At 74.9% G+C, this 948-nt stretch carries 2 protein-coding genes; one reads left to right on the top strand and one right to left on the bottom strand.

Annotation, left to right across the window (positions count from 1 at the left end; translation table 11 throughout):
* Positions 1 to 236 (bottom strand): PspC domain-containing protein (locus E7Z54_RS17315; RefSeq protein WP_136435831.1); only part of this gene is annotated, 236 nt, incomplete at its 3' end.
* A gap of 144 nt (positions 237 to 380) precedes the next feature.
* On the opposite strand from E7Z54_RS17315, the gene E7Z54_RS17310 reads away from it, so the two are divergent.
* The coding region (locus E7Z54_RS17310; protein WP_136435829.1) for a PspC domain-containing protein at positions 381 to 948 on the top strand (568 nt) is incomplete at its 3' end.

Raw genomic sequence — 948 nt, 5'->3', positions numbered from 1 at the left:
CCGGCCGGCATCAGTGCCCACAGTGCGGCATAGGCGGCGATGCCGGCGCCGCCGACGACCGTGGCGATCACGAACGCGACGCGGACCATCAGCACGGACACCCCGAGGTGCGCGGCGAGCCCGCCGGCGACGCCGCCGAGCACCGGCTCGCGCAGGTCGCGGTAGGCGCGTCGCACATCCCGGGGAGCAGGGGTCCCGGGGGTGGCCGCAGCGACCGTCAGGTGGGGTGAGGTCATGGTGCATCCATCGTCACACAGGGCCGGTCCACGGAGCAGCGGGAAGCACCCTGGCCCTACCCTGACTCCGCGCCCTGCCCGGTGCGCGAGGATCAGGGCTGTCCCCGATGGTGCGGGGGGACCTCACACAGCAGGCTGGAGGGCATGAGCTCACCCCACGCTCCCGGAGGCCCGATGGGGCCGGCGGACAGCGAACCAGGACCCACCGGACCCGGCGACGGCCGCGAGCCCGGCGCCACCGGACCCCGGGTGACCCGCGACGAGGTCCGCGACCTGGCCCGCATCCGCCGCAGCCGCACGGACCGCAAGGTGGCCGGTGTCGCCGGTGGGCTCGCTCGCCACCTGGACATCGACCCGCTGCTGCTGCGGGTCGCCTTCGTGATCCTCACCTTCTTCGGCGGCGGCGGCCTGGTGCTGTACGGCGTGGCCTGGCTGATCCTGCCCGAGGAGGACACCGACCGCGCCGTGATCCGGCTCGAGGACGGCGTCCGCTCGGTCGCGCTGATCATCGCGGGCGTGATCGCGGCGGCGTCGATCCTCGGCGACGCGTTCGGCGGACAGGGGTTCCCGTGGCCGGTGATCGTCCTCGGCGGGATCCTGGTCGCGATCTTCGTCGCCAAGGACGCGATCAAGCCCGGCGGCCCCACCCACCCGTGGCTGGGCGGCCCGCCGCACGCACCCGACGCCGAGGGCGTTGGGCCGGCGGGCGGCT

Origin of the sequence: Nocardioides sp., assembly GCF_004803405.1 — a bacterium.
Lineage (GTDB): Bacteria > Actinomycetota > Actinomycetes > Propionibacteriales > Nocardioidaceae > Nocardioides > Nocardioides vastitatis.
Note: the sequence above shows the minus strand (reverse complement) of the source record. Positions and strands in the feature narration are given on the sequence as shown.